Source organism: Marivita sp., from assembly GCF_051859345.1.
Taxonomy (GTDB): domain Bacteria; phylum Pseudomonadota; class Alphaproteobacteria; order Rhodobacterales; family Rhodobacteraceae; genus Marivita.
The window spans coordinates 16957-39618 of the sequence record NZ_JBHYFV010000010.1 but is presented as its reverse complement, the minus strand read 5'-3'; the positions used below and the strand labels follow the sequence as shown (position 1 = coordinate 39618).

At 58.4% G+C, this 22662-nt stretch carries 22 protein-coding genes; 17 read left to right on the top strand and 5 right to left on the bottom strand.

Annotated features, from left to right (window positions below; translation table 11 throughout):
* Positions 1-120 precede the first annotated feature (120 nt).
* The 6 genes from ACTIEN_RS08740 (at position 121) to ACTIEN_RS08715 (ending at position 8245) form a co-directional block, all read left to right on the top strand.
* On the top strand, positions 121-1965 hold the full coding sequence (locus ACTIEN_RS08740) for an ABC transporter ATP-binding protein (RefSeq protein WP_439522743.1): 1845 nt from the start codon (positions 121-123) through the stop codon (positions 1963-1965).
* Positions 1966-3819 carry an ABC transporter ATP-binding protein gene (locus ACTIEN_RS08735; RefSeq protein WP_439522742.1) on the top strand — a complete coding sequence of 618 codons (1854 nt, stop codon included), beginning with the start codon at positions 1966-1968 and terminating at the stop codon, positions 3817-3819.
* Positions 3816-5645, top strand: a complete 1830-nt coding sequence (locus ACTIEN_RS08730; RefSeq protein ID WP_439522741.1) for an ABC transporter ATP-binding protein — start codon at positions 3816-3818, stop codon at positions 5643-5645. Before ACTIEN_RS08735 ends, ACTIEN_RS08730 begins: the two co-directional genes overlap by 4 nt.
* Before the next feature lie 39 nt (positions 5646-5684).
* A complete protein-coding gene (locus ACTIEN_RS08725; RefSeq protein ID WP_439522740.1) occupies positions 5685-6905 on the top strand; it encodes a class I SAM-dependent RNA methyltransferase in 1221 nt (406 codons plus the stop codon).
* A 12-nt stretch (positions 6906-6917) separates the two neighbouring features.
* Entirely contained in the window at positions 6918-7682 is a 765-nt protein-coding gene (locus tag ACTIEN_RS08720) for an ion transporter (RefSeq protein WP_439522739.1), read from the top strand.
* A 77-nt stretch (positions 7683-7759) separates the two neighbouring features.
* Complete coding sequence (locus tag ACTIEN_RS08715; protein WP_439522738.1) at positions 7760-8245, top strand: L,D-transpeptidase family protein; 486 nt, start codon at positions 7760-7762, stop codon at positions 8243-8245.
* 64 nt (positions 8246-8309) lie between these two features.
* On the opposite strand, the gene ACTIEN_RS08710 is transcribed toward ACTIEN_RS08715, so the two are convergent.
* The gene (locus tag ACTIEN_RS08710) at positions 8310-8864 is read right to left on the bottom strand and encodes a CAP domain-containing protein (RefSeq protein WP_439522737.1); all 555 of its coding nucleotides are present in this window, start codon (positions 8862-8864) and stop codon (positions 8310-8312) included.
* 173 nt (positions 8865-9037) lie between these two features.
* On the opposite strand from ACTIEN_RS08710, the gene ACTIEN_RS08705 reads away from it, so the two are divergent.
* Together ACTIEN_RS08705 and ACTIEN_RS08700 are read left to right on the top strand one after the other, a co-directional pair.
* On the top strand, positions 9038-9637 hold the full coding sequence (locus tag ACTIEN_RS08705) for a L,D-transpeptidase (RefSeq protein WP_439522736.1): 600 nt from the start codon (positions 9038-9040) through the stop codon (positions 9635-9637).
* A gap of 147 nt (positions 9638-9784) precedes the next feature.
* Entirely contained in the window at positions 9785-9976 is a 192-nt protein-coding gene (locus ACTIEN_RS08700; protein WP_439522735.1) for a ferrochelatase, read from the top strand.
* A 78-nt stretch (positions 9977-10054) separates the two neighbouring features.
* Here ACTIEN_RS08700 and hemH read toward each other — a convergent pair whose 3' ends face one another.
* Together hemH and ACTIEN_RS08690 are read right to left on the bottom strand one after the other, a co-directional pair.
* Positions 10055-11119 carry a ferrochelatase gene (gene hemH, locus ACTIEN_RS08695; RefSeq protein WP_439522734.1) on the bottom strand — a complete coding sequence of 355 codons (1065 nt, stop codon included), beginning with the start codon at positions 11117-11119 and terminating at the stop codon, positions 10055-10057.
* 56 nt (positions 11120-11175) lie between these two features.
* The gene (locus tag ACTIEN_RS08690; RefSeq protein WP_439522733.1) at positions 11176-11997 is read right to left on the bottom strand and encodes an SAM-dependent methyltransferase; all 822 of its coding nucleotides are present in this window, start codon (positions 11995-11997) and stop codon (positions 11176-11178) included.
* Positions 11998-12011: 14 nt separating this feature from the next.
* Between ACTIEN_RS08690 and ACTIEN_RS08685 the strand changes: the two genes are divergently transcribed.
* From ACTIEN_RS08685 to ACTIEN_RS08670, 4 genes are read left to right on the top strand one after another with little or no spacing between them, the layout of a single operon-like run.
* Complete coding sequence (locus ACTIEN_RS08685) at positions 12012-12740, top strand: ComF family protein (protein ID WP_439522732.1); 729 nt, start codon at positions 12012-12014, stop codon at positions 12738-12740.
* 30 nt (positions 12741-12770) lie between these two features.
* Positions 12771-13028, top strand: a complete 258-nt coding sequence (grxC, locus tag ACTIEN_RS08680) for a glutaredoxin 3 (protein ID WP_439522731.1) — start codon at positions 12771-12773, stop codon at positions 13026-13028.
* Positions 13029-13033: 5 nt separating this feature from the next.
* Positions 13034-13867, top strand: coding sequence for a carbon-nitrogen hydrolase family protein (locus ACTIEN_RS08675; RefSeq protein ID WP_439522815.1), 834 nt, complete (start codon positions 13034-13036; stop codon positions 13865-13867).
* On the top strand, positions 13864-14313 hold the full coding sequence (locus tag ACTIEN_RS08670) for a MarR family winged helix-turn-helix transcriptional regulator (protein ID WP_439522730.1): 450 nt from the start codon (positions 13864-13866) through the stop codon (positions 14311-14313). The genes ACTIEN_RS08675 and ACTIEN_RS08670 overlap by 4 nt, the downstream gene beginning before the upstream one ends.
* A 20-nt stretch (positions 14314-14333) precedes the next feature.
* Here ACTIEN_RS08670 and ubiG read toward each other — a convergent pair whose 3' ends face one another.
* Positions 14334-15077 (bottom strand): bifunctional 2-polyprenyl-6-hydroxyphenol methylase/3-demethylubiquinol 3-O-methyltransferase UbiG, encoded by a 744-nt coding sequence (gene ubiG / locus ACTIEN_RS08665; protein ID WP_439522729.1) that lies wholly within the window; start codon positions 15075-15077, stop codon positions 14334-14336.
* Between the two features lie 50 nt (positions 15078-15127).
* On the opposite strand from ubiG, the gene pip reads away from it, so the two are divergent.
* From pip to ACTIEN_RS08640, 5 genes are all read left to right on the top strand, one after another.
* Positions 15128-16099 (top strand): prolyl aminopeptidase, encoded by a 972-nt coding sequence (gene pip, locus ACTIEN_RS08660; protein WP_439522728.1) that lies wholly within the window; start codon positions 15128-15130, stop codon positions 16097-16099.
* 83 nt (positions 16100-16182) lie between these two features.
* Entirely contained in the window at positions 16183-17178 is a 996-nt protein-coding gene (locus tag ACTIEN_RS08655; protein WP_439522727.1) for an ABC transporter permease, read from the top strand.
* A complete protein-coding gene (locus tag ACTIEN_RS08650) occupies positions 17175-18377 on the top strand; it encodes an ABC transporter permease (RefSeq protein ID WP_439522726.1) in 1203 nt (400 codons plus the stop codon). The genes ACTIEN_RS08655 and ACTIEN_RS08650 overlap by 4 nt, the downstream gene beginning before the upstream one ends.
* Positions 18374-20020, top strand: a complete 1647-nt coding sequence (locus ACTIEN_RS08645) for an ABC transporter ATP-binding protein (protein WP_439522725.1) — start codon at positions 18374-18376, stop codon at positions 20018-20020. The genes ACTIEN_RS08650 and ACTIEN_RS08645 overlap by 4 nt, the downstream gene beginning before the upstream one ends.
* Before the next feature lie 62 nt (positions 20021-20082).
* Positions 20083-21627, top strand: coding sequence for an ABC transporter substrate-binding protein (locus ACTIEN_RS08640; protein ID WP_439522724.1), 1545 nt, complete (start codon positions 20083-20085; stop codon positions 21625-21627).
* Between the two features lie 115 nt (positions 21628-21742).
* Here ACTIEN_RS08640 and ACTIEN_RS08635 read toward each other — a convergent pair whose 3' ends face one another.
* A complete protein-coding gene (locus ACTIEN_RS08635) occupies positions 21743-22636 on the bottom strand; it encodes a LysR family transcriptional regulator (protein WP_439522723.1) in 894 nt (297 codons plus the stop codon).
* Positions 22637-22662: the final 26 nt, after the last annotated feature.

The window sequence follows — 22662 nt, the reverse complement described above, 5'->3', positions numbered from 1 at the left end:
AGCCGCGCTAATGTCCCGTTGTCATACGGACAACACCGAACATTGCATCAACTGAATTGACGGGTCGCGCGCCAAAACGCGTTCAGCAAGCTTGTCGCGTTTTTCCAAGGAGACCGGTCGGTGTTCCGTTATTTTGAAAATCTGGTGGACCCCTACGGCCCCTACGATGAAAAAGACACGCCGCCGTCGCGGTTGTTACCCTTCATGCTGGAGTATTCGCACCCTTTCAAACGGGTGTTTGCCTATGCCGCGCTCATGTCGGTTGTTGTTGCCTCGATCGAGATTGGTCTCATCTGGGCGATGGGGTGGGTTGTCGACATCCTTGCGGGGGATCCCGCCGATGTCTGGGACACCTATGGAACCTGGCTCATTGCCCTGGCGGTGTTCATCCTGATTGTCCGGCCCGTGTTGCAGGCGTTGGATGTGCTGTTGCTCAACAATTCCATCCTGCCGAACTTTGGCACCCTGATCCGGTGGCGGGCGCACAAGCATGTGTTGCGTCAATCGGTGGGCTGGTTCGAGAATGATTTTGCCGGTCGTATCGCGAACCGGATCATGCAAACCCCACCCGCAGCAGGTGAAGCGGTGTTTCAGGTGTTCGACGCGATCACCTTTTCGCTGGCGTATGTCGTGGGCGCGCTTGTTTTGCTGGGACAGGCAGATCCCCGACTTGCGATTCCGATGATCGGGTGGCTGTTCCTGTATGGCACGCTGGTCATGTGGACTGTCCGGCGTGTTGGGCCTGCGTCACAGGCGGCGTCGGATGCGCGGTCCGAAGTGACAGGTCGCGTGGTGGACAGCTATACCAACATCCACTCGGTCAAAATGTTCGCGCATAACGCGACTGAACTCGACTACGCCAAGGATGCCATTGAACGAACGCGGCTGACCTTTCAGTATGAAATGCGGCTGTTCACGATCATGGACGTTGTGCTTGTCACGTTGAACGGTCTGCTCATTGTGGCTGTTGTCGGCTGGGCGTTCTGGCTCTGGATGCAGGGGCAGGCAAGTGTGGGGGTTGTTGCCGCTGCAACCGCCTTGACGCTGCGTCTGAATGCCATGACCGGGTGGATCATGTGGGCGTTGACATCGTTCTTCCGGCAATTGGGTGTTGTGGCTGAAGGGATGCAAACCATCGCACAGCCGATCACCTTGGTCGACGTCCCTGACGCAAAGCCCCTGACACTTGGTCAGGGCAAGATCGAGATTCAGTCTCTAACACACCACTACGGGCGGAACTCCGGGGGTCTGGACGCAATCGACCTGACCATCGCGCCGGGTGAAAAAGTGGGTCTGATCGGCCGATCCGGGGCCGGAAAATCGACCTTGGTCAAGCTGCTCTTGCGGTTCTACAACCCCGAGAGCGGGCGCATTCTGATCGACGGTCAGGACATCACCAAGGTCACACAGGACAGTTTGCGTTTGGCCATCGGCATGGTGCAGCAGGACAGTTCGCTTCTGCACCGCTCTGTTCGGGACAACATCCTTTATGGCCGACCCGACGCGTCTGAGGCCGAGCTGATAGCCGCTGCCGAACAGGCACAGGCGCATGAATTCATCCTGAACCTGCAGGATCCGCAGGGTCGCAATGGTTATGACGCCCAGGTGGGTGAACGCGGAGTCAAGCTGTCTGGCGGGCAACGCCAACGGGTCACGCTGGCCCGCGTGATCCTCAAGGACGCGCCGATCCTGCTGCTGGACGAGGCGACCAGTGCGCTTGATTCCGAGGTCGAGGCGGCGATCCAGGATACGCTTTACGGCATGATGGAAGGCAAGACCGTGATTGCGATTGCGCACCGTCTGTCGACCATCGCGCATATGGACCGCATTCTGGTGATGGATCAGGGCAAGATCGTCGAACAGGGGTCGCATGACGCGCTTTTGGCCCAAGGTGGGCTATATGCAGGGTTCTGGGCGCGTCAATCCGGCGGGTTCATAGACCCGGATACAAAGGCAGCAGAATAAATGCGGCAGTTCTTTCAGTCACTGGTTCTACGTGCCGGCAATCAGATTGATCCCGACTCGCCGGCCGTTGGTGTGCCCCCGCTCGATCTGCGGGCATTCATGGCGTGGTGCCTGCGTGGTGGCTGGCGGGTTGTCTGGCTGGGCGTCGCAATCTCTGTTCTGGCCGGTCTCACGGAAGTTGTATCGATGCAGCTTTTGGGGAGCGTGGTTGATGCGGTGGCCGAAACACCGTCCGGCGACTTTCTGGCCAGGAACGGTTGGCTGATTCTGGCCTGCCTGTTTGTCTTGCTCGTGGCGCGGCCGGTCCTGTTCGGCGGACTTGCTCTGACACAGTCTGTCATGATCGGCCCCAACATCGGGATGCAGGTCATGGCCCGCATGTTTCGATGGACCCTTGGTCAGTCGGTGACCTTTTTCGATAATGACTTTGCCGGCCGCCTCGCGCAGAAAAAGATGCAGGCGTCGACATCGCTGACGGAAATCGTCATCGAAACCGTCAATGCTGTCACCTTTGGTTTGGCAACCGTCTTGGGGACCGCGGTCCTTGTCGGAGCGGTGAACCTCTGGATGGTTCTGGCCCTCGTTCTGTGGTTCGCGGTCTATGTCCTGTTCCTGCGTGTCATGCTGCCGATCATCCGCAGCCGCTCTGCCGCGCGCGCCGAAGCCAAGGCGCAGGTCACAGGGCAAGTTGTGGATACGATCAGCAACATCAAGACAGTCAAACTGTTTGCCGGGGATCGCCACGAAGACGGCAAGGCGCTCGGCGCGATGGAAGAGCTGCGCCGCACTGCGCTGCGGTTTGGTGAGGCGCAGACCCTGTTTCGCCTTGGTCTTATGTTCATTGCCGGCGTTCTGCCTGTTGTTCTTGTCGGCATGGCGATTGCCCTGCGCGGGACAGGGGTCACACCGGGCGAAGTGGCGGCTGTTGGGGCCGTCGGGATACGCCTGTCGCAGATGACCGGATGGATCAGCTACACGATGATGGTGATCTACAGCCATGTCGGCGAGGTCGAAGACGGCATGAACACACTGGCTCCGCCAGATCGGATCGAGGATTTTCCAAGCGCGCCTGAATTGGACGTGTCCGAAGGACACATTCGGTTCGACAAGGTGTCCTTTGCCTATGGTCAGCGCGATGGTGGGATCGACGATGTGACGCTTGACATCGCGCCGGGCGAAAAGCTTGCCATTGTGGGGGCTTCCGGGGCCGGGAAATCGACGCTCGTTTCGCTGTTGTTGCGGCTCTATGACACCGAAAAAGGCACAATTTGCATTGATGGGCAAAACGTGTCCGGCGTCACGCAGGAAAGCTTGCGGGGGCAGATCGGGATGGTTACGCAGGAAACCGCGATGTTCAATCGCTCTGCGCTGGACAACATCCGCTATGGACGTCCGGATGCCAGCACAGAAGAGGTGTTCGAGGCGGCCCGCAAGGCCGAGGCGCATGAGTTCATCAAGGCTCTCAAAGATCACATGGGCGGGATGGGATACGACGTTCATCTTGGCGAGCGCGGTGTCAAGCTTTCCGGCGGCCAGCGTCAGCGCATCGCCCTTGCCCGCGCCATCCTGAAGGATGCACCGATCCTGGTGCTGGACGAAGCAACCAGCGCGCTTGACTCCGAGGTCGAGGCGCAGATCCAGTCGGCGCTGGGCCGGGTGATGGAGGGCAAGACCGTGCTTGCGATTGCGCATCGTCTGTCTACGATTGCCAGCATGGACCGCATTGTTGTGATGGATCAGGGTCACATTGCCGAAATTGGGACGCATGACGCGCTGTTGGCCAAACAAGGCCTCTATGCGCGCTATTGGGATCGGCAATCCGGCGGGTTCATTGGCGCGCAGGCGGCGGAATGAAAGCGATTGCAAATCTGATCCGCCCGTTTGAGCCATCAGAGGGACCACCGCCACAGGCCATGTTGCCGTTTATTCGCTGGGCTCTGCGCGGGGCGGAACGGGCGATCCTGATTGCCTTTGCGATCACCTTTGTGACAGGCATTTCCGAACTGGTTGCCGCGCGTTTTACCGGTTGGGTGGTCGATCAAACGGCCGCCGCCGGTCAGGGCGCGTTCTGGGCAACATTCTGGCCTGTGGTCGTTGTCGGTGTGGCCTTCTTCCTCGTGATCCGGCCGCTGATCTATGTGATGGATGCGGGCGTAACGAGCATCCTTTTGGGGCCGAACCTGTATCCAATGGTGCTTGCGCGTCTGAATCAGCATACGCTGGGCCATTCGATGCAATTCTTCGAAAACGACTTTGCAGGGCGACTTAGCCAGAAGGCCTTGCAGACCGCGCGCGCTCTGACCGACATGGTGATCGAAGTGTCGGATGTGGTGATCTACTCCTTCGCGATGTTTGTCGGGGCTTTTTTCCTGATGGCCGCCATCGATTCGCGTTTGTTGCTCATCTTCGTGGTCTGGGCGGTCTTTTACGCAATTGCGCTGCGGTACTTCATTCCGCGCGTGCAAAAGCGGTCCAAGGCGCGGGCAGGGGCGCGGACACAGGTCACGGGACAGGTTGTCGACATCTATTCCAATATCGCGGCGGTCAAACTGTTTGCGCGCGATGCCGACGAAGACACCGCCACCCGTGCTGCGCTGGAAGCCTATCGGAACAGGTCGCTCGAGTTCGGGACGCTTTCGGCGGTCTTCCGCATGGTTCTGATGACACTGGGTGGCATGTTGCCCCTGTTTGCAATCCTCGGCGCGCTTTGGCTTTGGAGCGCAGGAAGCGCCACGGCGGGTGATATTGCGATGACCGCAATGGTGACAACCCGCCTGTCGATGTTGACCAACCGGCTTGGGCGCGTGGCCATGTCGATCTTTACCAATATCGGAGAGGTCGAGGACGGAATTGGCACGTTGACGCCCACGCACGGTATCACCGACCGTCCGCAGGCCGTGTCGCGCGCGCCGAAGGGGCCAATTCACTTCAATCATGTAACCTTTGCCTATGGTGGCCCAAATCATGCGCTGACCGGGTTCGATTTACGGATCGCAGAGGGCGAGAAGATCGCGCTGGTGGGCGCGTCTGGGGCGGGCAAATCCACGGTCGTGTCGCTTCTGTTGCGGCTCTATGACGTGGAGAAAGGCCAGATAACGCTGGGTGGGACCGACATTCGCGACATCACGCAGATTGCGCTTCGGACGGATATTTCGGTCGTGCGGCAGGAAACGTCGATGTTCAACCGATCCGCGATCGAGAACATTCGCTATGGTAGACCGGAAGCCACTGATGAAGAGGTCCACGAAGCAGCCCGTCGCGCATCGGCGCATGACTTTATCCTCGGACTTGTCGATCATCGGGGGCGCAAGGGCTATGCGGCGCATCTGGGGGAACGGGGGGTCAAACTGTCGGGCGGTCAACGTCAACGCGTTGCCCTTGCGCGCGCCATTCTGAAGGACGCGCCGATCCTTGTGCTGGATGAGGCGACAAGCGCGCTTGATTCCGAGGTCGAGGCCGAGATCCAGTCGGCGCTGGGTCACGTCATGCACGGCAAGACCGTTCTGGCCATCGCGCACCGGCTGTCCACCATCGCCAGCATGGATCGCATCGTGGTGATGCAAGAAGGGCGCATCGCAGAGATCGGAACCCACGAATCGCTTCTCGCGAAGGGTGGACTTTATGCGCGATACTGGAACCGGCAGTCGGGCGGGTTCATCGGTTCAGAGGCCGCAGAATAACCCTCGACCCGCGCGTCTGACTGGGGCACAAGCCGCGCTATGACAACAGTGACGATCAGACGACTTGGCCACTTGGGCGACGGCATTGCCGATGGCCCGATCTATGTGCCCTCCGCGCTTCCGGGTGAGGTGGTGACCGGGACCGTGGATGGCGAACACATGCGCGATCCGAAGATTGATACGCCCTCTGAAAATCGGGTGAAACCGCCCTGCAGTCACGCGAAATCCTGTGGCGGATGCCAGTTGCAGCACGCTTCGGATGCCTTTGTTTCCGACTGGAAACGAGATGTGGTGCGACAGGCGCTTGCGGCACAAGGAATAGCCGTGGACCTTGAGGAGCCTGTGACCTCGTCGCCAAAGTCCCGGAGACGCGCAACGTTTTCCGTCAGGCGCACCAAGAAAGGCGCGCTGGCCGGGTTTCACATGAAAGCGTCGGACACGATCATCGCGGTGCCGAACTGTCAGCTGGTGCATCCCGATCTGACGGCAGCCCTGCCGATGGTCGAGTCGCTGGGCGTTCTGGGTGCCTCGCGCAAAGCTGAATTGTCCGTCTTGCTGACCCGGTCGGATACCGGGCTGGATGTATCGGTCAACGGTGGCAAACAGATGGACGTGGAACTGCATCAGGCGCTTGCCGATCTGGCGCGCGAGTACGATCTTGCCCGCATCGCATGGGACGGAGAGATCGCGCTGCAACGTCGCGCGCCGGTCCTGCGCCTTGGTCCAGCCGATGTCACACCGCCACCCGGCGCATTTTTGCAGGCAACGAAAGAGGGTGAAACAGCCCTGATCGACGCGGTAAAACAGGCTCTGACAGGGGCAAAACGGGTGGCTGATCTGTTTGCGGGCTGTGGCACCTTTGCCCTTCCGCTGGCGCAGGACGCGATGGTTCATGCTGTTGAGGGGGACCGCGACATGGTCAACGCGCTGGATCATGCCTGGCGCAATGCCGACGGCCTGAAGCGCATCACCCACGAGGTGCGCGACCTGTTTCGCAACCCGCTTCAACCCGAAGAGCTTGCCAAATGTGATGGCGTCGTGATCGACCCGCCACGGGCCGGTGCCGCCGCTCAGGTTGCAGAGCTTGCCAAGGCGCATGTTCCTCGGATTGCCCATGTGTCGTGCAACCCGGCCACCTTTGCGCGGGATACCGCCACACTCATCCGTGCGGGGTATGATGTTGAATGGATCAAGGTGGTTGATCAGTTCCGATGGTCCACCCATGTGGAACTGGTGGCGCTTCTGCGTCGAGGCAATTGAAGAGGCGGCGTAATGCGCAACAAGGTGGCCAGCTTTCTGGAACAGGCGTGGGTGACGAATTTTATCATCGGGGTGATCCTGTTCAACGCCGTGTTGCTGGGGTTGGAGACATCCGACAATGCCATGGCAAATGCCGGGCCGCTGATCCTTGCGCTCGATAATCTGTGCCTTGCCATCTTCGTCATCGAAATCGGTCTAAAGCTGTTCGCCCACGGCTGGCGGTTCTTTCGGAACGGGTGGAACCTTTTCGATTTTTTCATCGTCGGTATTGCGCTTGTTCCGGCCACTCAGGGCTTTTCGGTGTTGCGGGCGCTGCGTATCCTTCGGGTTCTGCGCGTTATCTCGGCCACGCCGCGGCTGCGCCGGGTTGTCGAAGGCTTTATCACCGCGCTGCCAGGGATGGGCAGCGTGTTCCTGCTCATGGCGCTGATCTTTTACATCGGCGCGGTGATGGCGACCAAGCTGTTTGGCGACGCCTTTCCCGAATGGTTCGGAGATCTGGGTCGGTCTGCTTATTCGCTGTTCCAGATCATGACGCTCGAATCATGGTCAATGGGGATTGTGCGGCCTGTGATGGAGGTGTTCCCATGGGCGTGGGCGTTCTTTGTTCCGTTCATCATGGTCACGACCTTTGCCGTTGTGAACCTGCTGGTCGGTCTGATCGTGAATTCCATGCAAGACGCCCATGCCGAGGAATCCAACGAAAGAACCGATGCGTATCGTGATCAGGTGCTTGTGCGGCTGGAGGCGATCGAAAAGCGTCTGGATCAGCGATAATCTCACGGTTTCGTTTTCCCGTTTGCCGCAGAGTCGTGTACAGTGCCCAAAAAAAGCAACCGGGCAGTGAGTTTGCAATGAATAGAATCCTGTGTCTTCTGGCGCTTCTGTTGGGTCTGACGGCCTGCGGCAAGTTTCAGACCTATAATGGCCCCGAGGTCACGCGCGTTGTTGTGCAGAAAGAGGATCGCAAGATGTATCTTCTGCATGAAAACGCCATTCTGAAGACCTATGACATCGGATTGGGGTTCGCCCCTGAAGGTCACAAGCAGGTCGAGGGTGATGGCAAAACGCCTGAAGGCGAATACCTGATCGACCGTCGCAATCCGAACAGCAGCTTCTATCTGTCGATCGGCATAGACTACCCAAGGCCGCGCGATATCGAGATCGCCAGCACGATGGGAAAATCCCCCGGTGGTGACATCTTTATTCACGGACGACCCTGGGCGAACCGCAAGGGTGGGCGCGACTGGACGTGGGGATGTATTGCAGTGTCGAACCGCGAAATCCGTGAGATTTATTCGATGGTTCGGAATGGAACACCGATTACGATCAATCCGTGACAAAGGTCAGATGTTCTGACCAATTGTTTCGCGCGCGAAACAATTGGTCCGGGGCGGACCTAAATCAAAAGGGCGCGTTGACGGGTGTAAAGCCGGTCTCTTCCGGTGTGCCAAGGATAAGATTCCACCAGATTTTCCCGTTTGATTCCTGATACCAGGAAAAACCAAGGTCGCGGGCCGATGGGTTAAGCAATACGGAACGCGTGTTCTGGGCTTCCATCCACGCCCCCAGCGTTTCCAGTTCGGATTCGTATGTTTCCGAGATTGCCTCACCAACCAGCTTGCCGTTGTATCCGGCGCGCTGAATGCGTGTGATGGGCGAAGACCCGTCGGACCCAAAGTGCCAAGGACGGTTCTGAACGCTCATGTCCTGAGCATGCGTGGCCGCGGCGGCGTTCAGGCGGGCATTCAATTCAAGCGCGGGCGCGCCGGACGCCTGACGCAGCGCATTGATCGCGTCGAGCATGCGGAACTGGATGCGACCGGTGTCGCCCGCCCGGATGCGATACACGCGGGGAAGTGGTTTTCCATCAGGCCCAAGCGTCGGTGTCGCAGGTGCGCCAGCACAGGCCGTCAGTGCCATTGCCGCTGCACCCAGAAGAAATGTCGAACGCTTCATGATAAGCTACCCAAGTTAGATCGAGTCCGGGCTTAGCCTCAGTCAAGGGTGGGATCAAACACACAAAGCCGAGATTTGCCGATATGACAGACCTTTGAATTGCGACTGAGGCATTCACGCCATATACACTGGAGTCGTAATTTCGTAACTTTTGCATACAAAGAGGCCATCAAATGGCAAATTCTCCGCGTTTTCCCGTGAACCGTCGCAATTTCCTGGCAGGCTCTGCCGCCATGATCGCAACGCCTGTTGTGGCGCAAGACGTCAATGATGGCTCTACGGTCGAGATGGAGCGCGATCTGTCGCAGGCCGTCCGCCGGAATATCTCGAGCTTTCGGACGTTGGAATGGCAGCCTTATTTCAGCAATCTGAACGACGGCGCGATCCTTGTGGACATCGATTCGCGTGCGCTCCACTTCTGGACCGAGAACGGCGATTACCGCCTGTATCCGTCGTCTGTGCCGCTGACCGAAGACCTGACGCGCCGTGGGCGCACTGAAGTCACTCTGAAAGATCCCGAACCCGATTGGCGCCCGACGCCGTCGATGAAAATCCGCAATCCCGAATGGCCGGACTATGTCGGGCCGGGGCCGGACAACCCACTTGGCACCCGCGCGCTGCACCTGAGCTGGACCTATTACCGTATTCACGGCACCCACGATACGCGCAAAATCGGACGCCGTTCTTCGAATGGCTGCATCGGTCTTTACAATGAACATATCGAAGAACTTTACGCGTTGGCGAAAGTCGGCACACAGGTGTTGCTAATTTGACGACATGCAGGCGAAGCCGGAAAGTTGTGCGATAAGATAGGTTTGCATTTGGCGCGATATACTGGTTAGAGAGTCTTACGAGGTAAGTCTTGGGTGCCTGTCGTGTGATGCTTTTGCGCGCCGACATGCAAATTTCTGGAGGTTAACATGAAGAAACTCGTTCTCGCCGCTGCGTTTGCTGGTGCTGCTTCGACAGCAATGGCCGGTTCTTACGCAAAAAATGACGTGGTCATGGAGCCGGTAGTTGTGGTTGAAGAAGCCGCAGCAAGCTCCTCGTCCGCTGGCCTCATCATCCCGCTGGTCGTTATCGCCCTGCTGGCTGCTGCTGCTGCTGACTAATCCACGGCGGATTACACTATCGAAAAAGGCGGTGCATCAGCACCGCCTTTTTTGTTTTCGGATTGGGGTGATCCTGGATCACTCAAGCCAGCCGTTCAGGTTTTCTTCGATCACGGCTGACAAAGCCACGATGTGGGCGTCGTCGTCATTGAGGCATGGAATATAGGTGAAATGCTCGCCGCCCGCCTCTTCAAAACTTTCCTTGATCTCTTCGTTGATCTCTTCGAGCGTTTCGATGCAGTCGGCTGAAAATGCCGGGGCGCAGACGGCGATGTTCTTTTTGCCGTCTTCTTCGGCCAGTCGCGCCACTTCTTCTACGGTATAGGGCTTCAGCCATTCTTCGGGACCGAACTTGGACTGGAAGGTGGTCATGATCTCGGAATCATCCCAGCCCAGCCGCTCTTTCAGAAGGCGCGTCGTCTTCTGACACTGGCAATGGTAAGGATCGCCTTCCATGAGGTATCGCTTGGGCACCCCGTGGTACGAACAGACAAGGATATCGGGACGTTTTTCGATCTTGTCATACGCGCGTTCAATGGATTGGGCCAATGCTTCGATATAGAGCGGGTGCTGGTAGTACGGATCAACCGTGCGCACCGTCGGTTGCCACTTTTCACTCATCAAGGCACGGAAAAATTCATCATTCGCAGTTGCGGATGTTGCGCCGGCATAATGCGGATACAGAGGGAAAAAGAGGATCTTGCGACATCCTGCCTCGACCATCGCGCGGACCTTGGATTTGGTCGACGGATTGCCGTAGCGCATGCAGAAATCGACCATGACCTGATCGCCAAAGCGGTCCTGCATGGACTTCGTGATCTTGGCTGTCTGATCCTTGGTGATCGTCATCAACGGGCTTTCGCCCTGGTCCTCGTTCCAGATGGACTTGTACGCTTCACCCGAACTGAACGGACGTTTCGTCAGGATGATCAGTTGCAGGAGAGGCTGCCAAAGCCACGGGCTGTAGTCGATCACCCGGCGGTCCGACAGGAACTCGTTCAGATAGCGGCGCATCGGCCAGTATGTGTAGTGATCGGGTGTGCCAAGATTGGCCAGAAGAATCCCGACTCGTTCCGCCGGCACCTTTGGGTGGTCGGTCGGGGCGTTCGTCGGGCGTTGTGCTGTTTTGATAGCGTCCAACATCGGGCCTGCATCCTTAAAGTCGTTTAACGGGCTAACTAACCTCTATCAGGGTCAGGTCAATCATTCAGCGGCGTTTCCACCGTATTCAGGGCGTCTGAAAGTCGTTGTGTCGCGGAACCGGGTCGCAAAGGCTGTGGCTGGGACGAATCCGGTGCCCAACCCGTGAGTGTGATCATTTCAAACGTCGCCGTGATCCGGCCTTCATCGTCCGAATACGCGTCCGAGTAGAGCGCCATCGCCTGTAGCAGGACGCTTGGTCGGGTTGCGGTCTTGATCCGTCCGGACATCGCGTTGGTTTCGCCCATGGCCCGCAAATCGTGCATCAGGTGCAAGGGAGTCTGATAGCTGGTCGTCAGGACAGCGCTGTCCGCCACGGGAAGCGCCAGTCCCGCCCGTTGCAGCAAGGCTCCGAGATCGCGGATTTCACCCATCGGAGCAACGCGGGGTGACAGACCGCCGGTCACAGCGATTTCGGCCTGCCCAAGCGTGGCGCGCAATTCCTGCAAGGTCTGGCCCCCAAGCGCCAGAACCAGAAGCAGCCCATCCGGGCCAAGCGCGCGACGGCACTGGATCAGTTGCCCGACCGGATCATTGGCCCAATGCAAAGCCATCGCGTGGATGACAAGATCATGAGCGTCTTCGGTCAGGTCCAGGACATCGTCGTCCGGAATGATGTGCGCGTCGGGGAACGAATTCTGCCAAACCGCCGGAAATGGCGTCACAATCGCAGGCTTCTGAAAGGTTTTATTAACCAAAGACAGGCGATCCTGAACGTCCGCCATCGCTTCCTCGTGCAGGAAGAGTGCGGGGTTTGACCGCGCACGGGAGCGATGCCGGATCAGCGCGGTGCGGTCGAAGAGGATGGGAGTCTCGGACATGAGCGGCAGATAGGATGCTCCAGACAGGATTGCAAACCGTGCTGCGCATGATCTATCCGCCACGCTGCCTTGCCTGCGGTGGATTGGTCGAGCAGGACAACGGTCTCTGCGCCAGGTGTTTCGCGGAAACCCCCTTTATCACGGGGCTTGTTTGCGACCTTTGCGGTGTGCCTTTGCCCGGTGCGTCAGACGACGCGGTGCATTGTGACGATTGCCTGTCCATTGGGCGACCTTGGATACAAGGACGTGCGCCGCTGCGATATGAAGGTGTAGCCCGAAAGCTTGTTCTTGGACTGAAGCACGGGGATCGGCATGAAATTGTCGGCACCGCTGCAGATTGGATGGTCAGCGCGGTGCCGAAAGTATTGCCTGACAGCACCGTGGTTGTCCCGGTGCCATTGCACCTGACCCGCCTGTTGCGTCGGAGGTACAACCAGTCCGCCCTGCTGGCGCAGGCGATGGCGACGCGGCTGGACCTTGAATTCTGCCCCGACGCGCTTTGCCGAAACAGGCGGACGTCATCGCTGGACGGAAAGTCGCGCGAGGCGCGTTTCAGGGAATTGTCCGATGCGATTTCCCCAAGTGGGCGCAATGCCTTGGTCCTTCGTGACCGTCCCGTTCTGCTGGTGGATGATGTCATGACATCGGGCGCGACCCTTGCGGCCTGTGCGCTTGCCTGCCACACCGCACAGAGCCGAGAGATTTATGTCATGGTTCTGGCGCGCGTTGCAAAGGCTGCCTAAATCCCTGACAATCACGTTAGGGGAAATGCCATGAAGACTATTGAAATCTACACCTCACCGCTGTGCGGATTCTGCCACGCTGCGAAACGCCTGCTGACGCAGAAGGGTGCCAGCTTTACCGAAATCGACGTGCTTGTTGACCCCAGCCGCAAGCCCGAGATGATTCAGCGCGCCAATGGTGGGCGGACCGTGCCGCAGATCTTCATCGGCGACACCCATGTCGGCGGCTGCGATGAGCTTTATGCGTTGGAACGGGCCGGCAAGCTTGATCCGTTACTGGCGGCCTGATGACATTGCGCGCGGCACTCTTGCAACTGACCTCGTCGGATGATCCGCAAGACAATTTGCGGGTCACGTCAGACCTTGTTCGGCAGGCGGACAAGGATGGGGCAACGTTCATACTCACCCCCGAAGTGACCAACTGCATCAGCAACAGCCGCACGCATCAACAGGGCGTTCTGTGTCATCAGGACGATGATCCCACGCTGGCTGGGCTGCGCGAGGAAGCAGCGCGTTTGGGTGTCTGGATTCTCATCGGGTCGCTGGCGCTCAGGGCCGATCCACCCGAGGAACGGTTTCTCAACCGATCTTTCCTGATCACCCCGGATGGTGACATCGCTGCGCATTACGACAAGCTCCATATGTTCGACGTTCAGGTGACCGAAACAGAGACGTTTCGGGAATCCGCTGGGTTCGCGCCCGGAGACCGTGCGGTTGTGGCGGAAACGCCTTTTGGGACGGTTGGCATGACCGTCTGTTACGACGTCCGGTTTCCGTATCTGTATCGCGCGTTGGCACAGGCCGGGGCGGACGTTCTGACGGTTCCCGCCGCCTTTTCGCCCGCGACGGGCCCGATGCACTGGGAGCCGCTCTTGAAGGCCCGCGCGATCGAGACCGGGTGTTTCGTTCTCGCCCCCGCGCAGGCGGGTCAGCACAGGATCAGCCGCGGCAAACCGCGCACGACGCATGGGCATTCTCTTGTTGTGTCGCCTTGGGGAGAGGTGCTTTTGGATGCGGGGCAGGAACCCGGTGTGCATCTTGTTGACCTCGAACTTTCGGACGTGGCAAAAGTGCGTCAGAAAATCCCGTCTTTACAGCATGATAGAGAGTTCTCTGGCCCGGTATGAGCGAAAGCAGCCCCCTCGCCATATCCCTGTTCAGTGAATTGCTGACGGCGGATCAGCTTTTGCGGAACCGGCTGACACGGGTGCTTCCCAACAAGATGGAAATCTCGCATTTCTCGGTTTTGAACCAGCTGGCGCGGGGTGGGTCGGAAAAGACCCCGGCGCAGCTTGCCAAGACGTTCCACGTCACGCGCGGCGCGATGACCAACACCTTGGGCAAGCTGGAAGCGGCGGGGTATGTGCATATCCGACCGGACTGGGACGATGCCCGGCGCAAGCAGGTGTCGATCAGTCCAGCCGGGTTGTCCGCGCGCGATGCTGCGGTGGCGGCGATCACGCCGCTGATCAACGAGATGGTACAGGAATTGGGCGACGCAAAGGTGCGGGCGGCGATCCCGGTATTGCGTGAATTGCGGGTCAAGCTGGAAGAGCCGGACGGACGGTCCTGAGCGAACCCGCTCTTGTCGACTCAGGCTGGTTTCAGGGCGGCGGTCACATAGTTCACACTCAGATCACGGTCAGAAAGGCTCCATTTCCACGACACCGGATTGAACTGGAATCCCTTGCGATCCACGGGATCAAACCCGGCCCGGCGCAGCAGATCGTACAATTCGTCCGGCGTGATGAACTTGGCCCAGTCGTGGGTGCCCTTGGGCAACCAGCGCATTACATATTCCGCACCGACAATGGCTGCAGCAAAGCTTTTGGCGTTGCGGTTGATCGTTGAACACAGGTGCAGCCCACCGGGCTTCAGCAGGCGCTGGCAGGCCGTCAGATAGGCCGACGGATCGGTCACATGTTCGACGACTTCCATGTTCAGGATCACGTCGAACTGTTCGCTGGCCTCTGCCAAGGCTTCGGCTGTTGTGTGCCGATAGTCGATCTCGAGCCCGGACTGCCGCGCGTGCGCCTGAGCGACCGGAATGTTGCTGCCTCCGGCGTCAACACCCACGACCGTCGCGCCATGCCGGGCCATCGGTTCGCACAAAAGCCCGCCACCGCATCCGATGTCCAGAACACGCAGACCTTCGAACGTCCGCGGCCGACCAAGGTCACGGTCAAACTCGGCGGCGATCTGTGACGTGATGTAATCGAGCCGAACCGGGTTCATCATGTGCAACGGCTTGAATTTGCCGTTGGGGTCCCACCATTCGGCGGCCATCGCCTCGAACTTGGCGATTTCAGACGGATCAACGGTTGTCGTGGCTGTCATGAGACATTTCCCCATGGTCTTTTGGTATTTGCTGCCAATATAGATTGGGTATGGATAAATTCCCGAGCCATAAGCGCGCAGTGCAGTACCTTTATCCCCCAATCGACCCGTATGACCAGCGTATGCTGTCGGTTGGTGATGGGCACACTGTCTATGTCGAACAATGTGGTGCGGAAAACGGGATTCCCGTGGTCGTGCTGCATGGTGGACCGGGCGGTGGGTGCAGCCCGTCGATGCGTCGGTATTTTGATCCCAAGGTGTTTCGCGTCGTCCTGTTCGATCAACGGGGGTGCGGGCGGTCGCGGCCCCATGCGAGCGTCAAGAACAACACGACGTGGGATCTGGTCGCGGATATAGAACTGATCCGCGAGACGCTGGAGATTGACGAATTCATTGTCTTCGGCGGCAGCTGGGGTGCCACGCTTGCCCTGATCTATGGCATCAGTCATCCCGACCGGGTGCGTCACCTGGTCTTGCGCGGCGTGTTCACCATGACAAGGGCCGAACTGGACTGGTTCTATGGCGGCGGCGCTGGGCAATTCTGGCCGGAAACATGGGCGCGCTTTGTCGACATGATCCCCGAGGACGAGCGCGATGATCTGATCGGTGCTTATCATCGTCGCCTGTTTTCCGGCGATCTGAGGACCGAGACGCGGTTTGCGCGGGCATGGTCGGCTTGGGAAAATGCCTTGGCGTCGGTTTATTCCAGCGGGTCGGGTGGGGAATCTCCGGGTGATTATGCGCGCGCATTTGCGCGGCTGGAGAACCATTACTTCATCAACAACGGCTTTCTGGAAGAAGATGGCTGGATCCTGAAAAACATGGATCGCCTGTCGGGCATCCCCGGTTCCATCGTTCAGGGACGCTACGACATGATTTGCCCGCCGCTGAGGGCGTGGGAACTGGCCCGTGTCTGGCCTGAATGTGACCTGCGCATGATCCGAAATGCGGGTCACGCGCTTTCCGAGCCCGGTATCAGCGCAGAACTTGTTCGAATTATGGACGAAATTTCAACTTCTTAGAATTTGGGCGCTATTAGATGTTTACACAGTAGCCCCCGTGGTTAACTTATGTTTCTGACGGGAACCGAGGTTAAGCCGAGAAGTTGCAATCTGTCATCCGAATCATTTTACAACGACTTGCGCTTGGGCTTCTCACGCTCTTTGTTGTGTCGATTGTCATTTTCACAGCCGTAAACCTGCTTCCCGGAGATTTTGCACAGGCCATTCTGGGGCAAGGTGCAACACCCGCAGCCGTTGAATCCATCCGGAGAGATCTGGGGCTAGATCAACCGCCGGTCGCGCGATATTTCGAGTGGCTTGGTGGCGCGCTTCAGAGCGATCTGGGCAATTCCTTTGCGCAGGCCAACTTTGCCAGCTTTGTTGGCGCTGACAGCGGGGTGCGTACAACCGTCGCCCAGCAGATCGCGCCGCGTTTCGCAAACACAATGTTCCTTGCGGCGGTGACGGCGGCCATAGCCGTTCCGTTTTCGCTGACCCTTGGAATACTTGCGGCGCTGTTTCGCAATTCCGTCTTTGACCGGGCGACCAATGTGACAACGCTGACTTCGATTTCTTCGCCTGAGTTCTTTCTGGCCTATGTTCTGATCCTGTTCCTTGCCGTGCTGAACCCGGTTCTTCCGTCGCTTTCCAATATCTTTGACGGGATGTCATTTGGCGAGCGGCTTGAGAAAACGCTGTTGCCCGCGCTGACCCTGACGTTGGTCGTGACGGCCCACATGATGCGCATGACGCGCGCGGCGATCATCAACCTGCTGGCGTCACCCTATATCGAAATGGCACGACTCAAGGGGATGTCGCCGATGCGGGTGATCGTGAAACATGCGCTTCCCAATGCGTTGGCTCCGATCATCAACGTGGTTGCGCTTAACCTGGCCTACTTGATCACCGGTGTGGTCGTCGTCGAAGTGGTGTTTGTCTATCCGGGCATCGGTCAGTTGTTTGTCGACAGCGTGAAAATCCGGGACATCCCGGTGGTGCAGGCCTGCTGCCTGATCTTTGCGGCGGCATATATCATGCTCAACCTGTTGGCGGATATCATGTCTATCTTGTCCAATCCGCGTCTGAGGCATCCGAAATGAGCATGCTTCTGACACTGGCCATCGTGTTGGTGGTGATTGCGGCTGGAGGCTGGGTGCTGCGTTTTGCCGGGCAAAAGGCCACGGGAAACGCGCCGACCTTTCGGGACATGCCGTTTGCCGTGGCGTTTGGATATGTGCTGGGCGCCAGCCTTTTGGTGTTCTCGGTCTGGTATTTCTTTCAGCCAACGCAAAACGATGCGGGTGTGCCGAATGCCGGGGTCGTGTTTTTTCGTTGGGCGGTGCAATTCTTTATCCTTGCGACCATCGTGGCCTATCTTTTCCGCCTTCTGGGCCGGACGGTCGGGACAGCAGGAAGCAAGAAGCTGTTTCGCCAGATGCCGATAACGGCAAGCTTTGGCGTTCTGGTGGTGATCCTCTATTCCTTTACCGCGATCTTTGCGGTGTGGCTGGCGCCTCATGGTCAGGAGGAGATTTTCACCAAGGTTAACGTTCTTCCCGGAGGGAATGCGGCCACAGGTGGGGATCCGTTGCATCCGTTGGGAACAGACCAGATCGGGCGCGATCTGCTCAGCCGTTTGATCTATGGCGCGCAGAACACCGTTGGCATTGCTTTCATCACAACCTGCCTTGCGTTTTTCCTTGGCGGATCGCTTGGGTTTCTGGCGGCGACGCTACAGGGCTGGCTGGATCAGGTGCTGAGCCGCGCTGTGGATGTTCTGATGGCGATTCCGTCGCTGATCTTTGCGCTGCTGCTGATGACCATCGCCAGCGCGTGGGCCGGGTCGGAAAGGTGGCTGTTGACCGTTTACATGGTTCTTATCATCGCCGTGATCGACAGCACGCGTGTCTTTCGTCTGGCCCGCGCGGTGGGTTTGAACATCGTGGTCATGGATTATATCGAGGCGGCCAAATTGCGCGGTGAAGGCTTGTCCTACCTGATCTTCAAGGAAATTCTACCCAACGCCACTGCGCCGCTACTGGCTGAATTCGGATTGCGGTTCTGTTTCGTGTTCCTGACCATCGCCTCACTGTCCTTCCTTGGTGTGGGTATTCAACCACCTTTGGCTGACTGGGGTACGATGGTGCGCGACTCGGCCCAGTTCATCAACTTCGCCGCATTCTCGCCGCTGACGGCTGCTTTGCCGCTGCTGGCGGCTGGCGCCATCGCGTTGCTGACGGTTGGCGTCAACTTTGTGGTGGACTGGATGCTGCACAGAAGTTCGGGGTTGAAGGAATGAGCGCGCTTGTCGAGATCCGCGACATCTGGATGGAGGGCCGCAGCGATGAAACGTGGTCGCCAATCATCAATGGTGTCAGTCTTGATCTGAACAAAGGCGAGGTTCTTGGCCTGATCGGTGAATCCGGCGCGGGCAAATCGACCCTTGGTCTTGCTGCGATGGGATTTACACGTGATGGCGTGCGCATTTCCAAAGGCTCTGTCATGTTCGACGGGATCGACCTGCTCAAGGCCTCTGCTGCAAAGAAGCGTGATCTGCTTGGCAAACGCATCGCCTATGTCGCCCAGTCTGCCGCAGCAAGCTTTAACCCTGCGCATAAATTGATTGACCAGCATACCGAAGGCCCGGTTCAGCATCACATCATGAGCCGTGCCGAAAGTGCCGAAGATGCCGTCGACCTTTATCGTCGTCTGCGTCTGCCCAATCCCGAAGAGATCGGATTTCGGTATCCGCATCAGGTCTCGGGGGGACAGCTTCAGCGCGCGATGACGGCGATGGCGATGTCGTGCCGCCCTGACCTGATCATTTTCGATGAGCCAACCACGGCGCTGGATGTGACAACGCAGATCGAAGTGCTGGCCGCGATCCGGGATATCGTGGAACAGTTCGATACCGCCGCAATCTACATTACGCATGATCTTGCGGTCGTGGCGCAGATGGCCGACCGGATCAAAGTGCTGCTGAAAGGCGACGAGGTCGAAGAGGCCGACACACGCACCATGCTGTCGACACCGAAAGAAGACTACACCAAAAGCCTGTGGGCCGTGCGCGCATTTGAACGACCGCAGAAACCTGCGATACACACCCGCGCGACACCGGTGGTTTCGGTACAGAATGTCTCTGCCTCTTATGGCAAGATTCCTGTGCTGCACGATGTCAGTTTTGATATCCACGAAGGCCGCACCGTTGCGGTTGTCGGCGAATCCGGATCGGGAAAGTCCACCACGGCACGTTGTATCACCGGCCTTTTGCCGCCAACCAAGGGTGTGATCCAATTCGACGGTCAATCGCTTCCGGCGAATTACAAGCAGCGCAACAAGGATCAGCTTCGGCAAGCCCAGATGATCTACCAGATGGCCGATACCGCGCTCAATCCGCGCAAGACCATCGGAGAAATCGTCGGCCGCCCGGTACAGTTTTACATGGGCCTGACAGGCAAGGCCAAGCGCAAGCGTGTGGAAGAGTTGCTTGACGAGATCGAGTTGCCAGCGGACCAGTATTTCAACCGTCTTCCTGGTGAGCTTTCGGGTGGTCAGAAACAGCGCATCGGCATTGCACGCGCGCTTGCTGCCGAACCCAGGTTCATCATTTGTGATGAAGTGACGAGCGCTTTGGACCAACTTGTTGCGGAAGGTATCCTGCGACTGCTTGCGCGGCTTCAGGACGACCTCAAACTCAGTTATATGTTCATCACGCATGATCTCGCGACGGTCAAAGCCATCGCGGACGAAGTGGTGGTGATGAAAGACGGTGAGGTGGTGGAGCAAGGACCGAAACAAGAGATGTTCGTGCCGCCGCATCACGCTTATACTGACCTATTGCTCAGTTCGGTCCCCGAAATGGACCCGGACTGGCTCACCAATCTGCTTAACGAACGCGGAGTTGATAACATCGGCGACGCTGCAGTTGATAAGATGTCATGAGAATCGGTCCATGAAGGACTGTCAGGCGGCCTGAGACCGCTCGTAAACACAGGGAGACGACAATGACTCGTATTTCAAGACGTGGATTACTTCGCACCGGTGCTGCTGCCGGTGTATTGGCGGCCAGCGGCCTGCCGGTGTTTGCCCAGGCGAAACGCGGCGGCCGTCTGCGTGCCGGTCTGAACGGCGCAAACACGTCGGACAGTTGGGATGGTCGGACCCACTCTGACCTCTATATGATCTCTTGTGCGCAGGGTGCGGTGTTCGACAGCCTGACCGAAATCGCGGCGGATGGATCGCTGGTCGGCGAACTGGCCACCGATTGGGAGGCGACCCCGGACGCCAAGACCTGGACCTTCAACCTGCGTCAGGGCGTGACCTTTCACAACGGCAAGTCATTCGGCGCGGATGATGTGATCGAATCCCTGCAACTGCACGTCGCTGAAGGCGCGAAATCTGCGGCACAACCTATTGTCGCCGCCATCAGCGAGATGAAGAAAACCGGTGAGCATCAGGTTCAGTTCACGCTTGAAGCCGGAAATGCCGACTTCCCATACCTGATGTCCGATTATCACCTGCTGATGTACCCTGCGGGTCAGATCGAAGAGGCGATTGCCAAGGGCATCGGCACAGGTCTTTACGAAGTGACATCGTTCGAACCGGGTGTGCGCATGACCGCGCGCCGCGTCGCCAGCCACTACAAGGGCGACAGCGCAGGCTTCTTTGATGAGCTGGAATACATTGCCATCAACGATTCAACGGCGCGGATGAACGCGCTGATGACCGGTCAGGTGGATGCGATCAACCGCATCGACTTCAAGACCGAAGCGCTTCTCAAGGCGAACCCGATGATCCGTATTCAGGAAGTGACGGGCAACCAGCACTATACCTTCCCGATGCTGACAAAAGTTGATCCGTTCACGGACGTGAACGTCCGCCGCGCGCTTAAGTACGGCATCAACCGTCAGGAACTGGTGGACAAGATCCTGTTGGGTCACGGTATGGTTGGCAACGATACGCCGATCGGCCCCGCCAACCAGTATTTCAATTCCGAAATGGAGCCGCTGACCTATGACATGGACAAGGCCAAGTTCTACCTCAAGGAAGCGGGTCTGACCGAACTCAACATCGACCTCAACGTGTCAAATGCGGCTTTCAATGGCGCTGTCGATGCAGCCCAGCTTTATCAGGCTTCGGCGAAAGGCGCGGGCATCAACATCAACGTGGTGCAGGAACCGGCGGATGGCTATTGGTCGAACGTTTGGTTGAAAAAGCCGTTCTGTGCGTCGTATTTCTCGGGTCGTGCGACAGAAGACTGGATGTTTGCCACTGCTTACGAGGCCGGTGTGCCTTGGAACGACACGCAGTGGGACGAACCGCGCTTCCAGGAGCTCTTGCTGTCTGCCCGCGCCGAGCTGGACAGCAACAAGCGTCGCGAAATGTATTTCGAGATGCAGCAGATCCTGCGGGACGATGGCGGGGTCATCATCCCGATGTTCGCCAACTATGTTCAAGCGATTTCCAACAAGGTCGCCAATGGCGATACCGTCGGGAATCTTTGGCAGATGGACAATGGCCGGATGGCCGAACGGTGGTGGATGGCGTAAGCCCCAGCATTCGAAACCGAAACGCCCCGCCATCTTGGCGGGGCGTTTTGCTTTTGTGAGATCGGCAAATGGGTCGATTGCCGCGACTACCGAGGGTCTACTCAGGCCGGTGGTCTCAAAGAGCCGTGGTCAGTCGAGTCCACGCGTCCAGAATGGCCGGATTTGATGTGGTTGCCCATCTTTGCGCAACAAGATCCATGTCGATGCCGCCCAGGCCGTCCTGCAAATCCGTCAATTCATGTCGATCCAAGGCAGGTCGCGCCAGCGCCTCGGGCACCCAGGCAACGCCGAGCCCGGATTGCGCCAGTTGCAGCGCAGCAGTGGACAAACCGGTTTCGGTGACAATGCTCACCGCGCACCGCCCTTCAATCGCGGGCAGGATGTAGCGCGTGACAGCTGCGCCAAGGAACACATCTGCCGGGTAGCCGATGATCCGCAAGGCACCGCCCTCAAACTGGGCCATGAGAGCGCCGGCGTGATCCGCGCTGCAAACCGGGATCAGGGTTTCGGAGCCGATGACAGCTTCGGTCAGGAATGAGGGCAATTCCGAAACGGGTTCGGATTTGATCCGGTAGGTCAGGGAAATCGCAGCCTGTCTGCGGATCAGCAATGTCTCGCATTCGTCGCGATTGGCAGAGCGCAGGCGGATATGGGTGCGGCTGGGTTTCGCAACCGAATTGACGATTTGCGTGCCCAGCGATGTGGTGATCGCGTGCTGACTTGCGATGACCAGTTGGCGCAGGCCGGTGCTGTGTTCCTGCCGCATATCGGAAAGCAGAAGCCGCATCTCGGTTGCCAGTTTTCGCAGCTCTGTTTCGCGGTCGCGCAGGATGGGGGACGGACCACTGGGTTTGACGCTGCGGTCGATCACCTCGATCCCCAACACGTCTTCCAGAACTTTGATGCGGCGGGAAAAGGCCGGTTGTGTTACATTTCGCAAGCGGGCGGCATCGGCAACGCCGCCACTGTCGAGCAGGGCCACAAGATCTTCGATCCAGTCTATGCGCATTCAAGGCCTCATTATGCGAGATGTGC